3 protein-coding genes and 2 pseudogenes are annotated in these 2,899 nt (G+C 41.7%); all 5 read left to right on the plus strand.

The window, feature by feature from the left end; genetic code table 11:
* Positions 1 to 260 precede the first annotated feature (260 nt).
* Positions 261 to 338: a putative holin-like toxin gene (locus tag DY78_RS11700; protein ID WP_076661461.1), complete on the plus strand. Its 78-nt coding sequence runs from the start codon at positions 261 to 263 to the stop codon at positions 336 to 338.
* A 239-nt stretch (positions 339 to 577) separates the two neighbouring features.
* Complete coding sequence (locus tag DY78_RS11705; RefSeq protein WP_024626266.1) at positions 578 to 1,879, plus strand: Y-family DNA polymerase; 1,302 nt, start codon at positions 578 to 580, stop codon at positions 1,877 to 1,879.
* A pseudogene (locus tag DY78_RS11710) lies at positions 1,872 to 2,193 on the plus strand (acetyl-CoA carboxylase). Before DY78_RS11705 ends, DY78_RS11710 begins: the two are co-directional and overlap by 8 nt.
* On the plus strand, positions 2,186 to 2,554 hold the full coding sequence (locus DY78_RS11715) for a hypothetical protein (RefSeq protein WP_029779188.1): 369 nt from the start codon (positions 2,186 to 2,188) through the stop codon (positions 2,552 to 2,554). Before DY78_RS11710 ends, DY78_RS11715 begins: the two are co-directional and overlap by 8 nt.
* Before the next feature lie 163 nt (positions 2,555 to 2,717).
* A pseudogene (locus tag DY78_RS15830) lies at positions 2,718 to 2,849 on the plus strand (type I restriction endonuclease subunit R); the annotation flags it as partial.
* Positions 2,850 to 2,899 lie beyond the last annotated feature (50 nt).

Here is a 2,899-nt window from a genome sequence, read left to right on the forward strand (position 1 = left end):
TGGCATAGGACAAAAAAGTCTCTATTTAAATTGTCTATTTTATTGACAGGGTACCACTCCTCTATCAATATTTTTAGCTATCTTTGTCCTTTGCTGAACTTGGTAGGCCCTTAATTTTACTGTATACTTATAACTTGTAGAGAAGTTAAGGCGGTGGCTATTTCCGATCGGAGGTGGTGCTTATGGTGTTAAAACCTTAAAGCCCATAAATCCTAACGAAAGGAGTAGCCTAAGTGTCCGTGTCGGACGCTTTACAATTAATGCTGGCTTTCGGTACGTTTATCGTAGCCTTAATTGCATTAATTGTTGAGCTGATCAAAAGTCAGCAAAAAAAATAATCCGTCTTAGCTTTGGCGAGCAGATGGATTATTTTTAGTCTAATCTATTAAGTTTGCCACCGTCTTAAACGGCTCTACATGGGAAGTTCTGTTCTAGCGGGACTTCCTTTTTTCTGTCTACATTATAGCATGACTATAATTGACTTTCGACTATTTTTAATCAGCTTTCTAGCAGTTCGAGGGAACACACGTTTGCTTTTGTGCTACAATACAGGTAAAAGCTAACGGAAGTGATCTAAATGTTTTTTGATGATGAACCGCATGGCGTGTTCTTCTTAATCGATAACAAGTCCTTTTATGCTAGTTGCGAAGCCGTTGCTCGGGGGCTTAATCCCTTAAAAGTCCCGTTAGTTGTCCTTAGTGAAGCCGAAAACACCAATGGCGGACTCATTTTGGCCACGTCACCCGAAGCTAAGCATGTCTTTCATCTTAAAGCCAATGTCTCCCGTAAACGTGATTTACCTAATGATCCCAGGTTGTGGGTCGTGCCACCGCGCATGAACCTTTATATTCAACGCAATTTGCAGATCAATCAGATCTTTCATCAATTTACCACTGAAAAAGAAGTTTGGCCGTATTCAATTGATGAAAGCATTCTTGATATGACCCATACTTGGCGGCTGTTTGGCAATTCTGTTCGCGAAGTGGCGCGCTTGATTCAAAAGACAGTTCGACAAAAGTTAGGCTTGTATACCACCGTGGGAATTGGTGACAATCCGGTGCAAGCTAAATTAGCCTTAGACCTTTACGCTAAACATAATCATGAATTGATCGGTGAAATCCATTACGAAACTGTGCCGGATAAAATTTGGTCAATTACTGAATTAACGGACGTTTGGGGGATTGGCCCCCGTATGGCTAAACGTTTGAACCGCCTTCACATTCACAATATGTATGAGCTAGCCCATACCAACCCTTATTTACTCAAACAGCAGCTTGGCGTCATTGGTAGCCAGTTATTTGCTACAGCCTGGGGAATTGATCGCGCACAAGTCACGGAACCAATTAAGGTTAAAGCAGCTAGCCTGGGGAATTCACAAGTGCTGCCACGGGACTATTTTAACCAAGCCGAAATTGAAACGGTCATTAAAGAAATTGGTGAACAGGTGGCGGCGCGGCTTCGGCACCACCACAAACTGGCCGGTTGTCTATCGCTAAGCATTGGGTTTTCCTATGCCGCAGCTGAAGCAGATGGTCGCGGTGGCTTTCACCAAGCTTTAAAAATTGAACCAACTAACGACAATCAAGTTTTGACACAACAATTATTGTGGTTATTCCGTCAGAATTGGGACGGTCAAGCGGTCCGGAATATTGGTGTTTATAGCAGTAAACTAAGTGCCAACTCCGGCCAACAACTTAATTTATTTGAAACACCGCGTAACCAAATTCGCCGTAGCCGGTTAAACCAGGTGATTGATGAAATTCACCGGCAATTTGGGTTCACCAAACTAGTTTACGCGACCAGTTTATTAAAGGGGGGCATCGCTATCAAGCGGGCTTCACTAGTGGGCGGACATAATGGAGGTAATAGCTATGAATAGCGATATAGAGATTATTAAGGGGCGATTAACCCTATTGTTTAAGCGACGTCCCAAAACCCGCTATTGGTTAATGTTGACTAATGATACCTACGATCAGACCTATAATCTGTTTTTTAACAGTCAACGGGCTAATGAGCGCTTGCAATCCGTTCCCCCTACATAAATTAGCTCACTATGATTTAGCTGATTTAGAAAAGTTACTAAAAGCATTACGACAAGATATAAAGCTAACGGTCGAATTTATCGGCTTTACTGGGGAACGGTGGCCGGCAAGCCAAAAGCTGATTCAACGAAAGCGGGTGCCCCTTGAATAATCAAGAATTTGATTTAGCCACCGTTAAGCATTTTTTTGAACATGATTATCATGACCGGGGCATGATGAAATGGCAGGGCTTCTATTTATCCGATCATACTGCCGCTTTAAACCAACAGAACCAGCAGTTGAATGCAGTATACGTTCCGCGACCGCAACAATCCTTAGCAGAGATAACCCAACTACTGGCAGACGCATACCAGCGTCAACAACCAGTGACCATTCAACTAAAAACGGTTGACCAAAACAACCGTCATTTGCCAGATGTCACCACCTTGATCCATGGTTACAATGCCAATGAGATTGTGATTGACGCTGATCAGTTTATCCCACTACCAGAAATTCGAAATGTTTCAACATAAAAGGACGGAACGGTTACTTAATAATTAACCTTCCGTTTTTTTGATGCTTGTCTATTTGGCTTTATTTGTATCCTAGCTATATTAAATTATGAAGCCTAAACGCTAGGAAGTTCGCGTATAATAAACTAGTGAGTAATTTAAAGATGGGGGAAGGACTGTTTTTATGTTGGAACTGTCGTTTGAAAAAGAAGTTGTTAAAACTTTAACGACTGGGAATAATCAATGGGTGGAACGAAAAGACCTGTATGGTGCGACGCCGGATCAATTATGGACTAATTTTCGCGATAAATTAAATGGTAGATTGCAAATTTAATCCGAATTTTTGGACAAATTGTTCAGCATAAC

Origin of the sequence: Lactiplantibacillus fabifermentans DSM 21115, assembly GCF_000498955.2 — a bacterium.
Lineage (GTDB): Bacteria > Bacillota > Bacilli > Lactobacillales > Lactobacillaceae > Lactiplantibacillus > Lactiplantibacillus fabifermentans.

Bases quoted from the DNA above. Each gene is read 5' to 3' on its own strand.
- DY78_RS11700 (WP_076661461.1), top strand. From the start codon at position 261: ATGCTGGCTTTCGGTACGTTTATCGTAGCCTTAATTGCATTAATTGTT.
- DY78_RS11705 (WP_024626266.1), top strand. From the start codon at position 578: ATGTTTTTTGATGATGAACCGCATGGCGTGTTCTTCTTAATCGATAAC.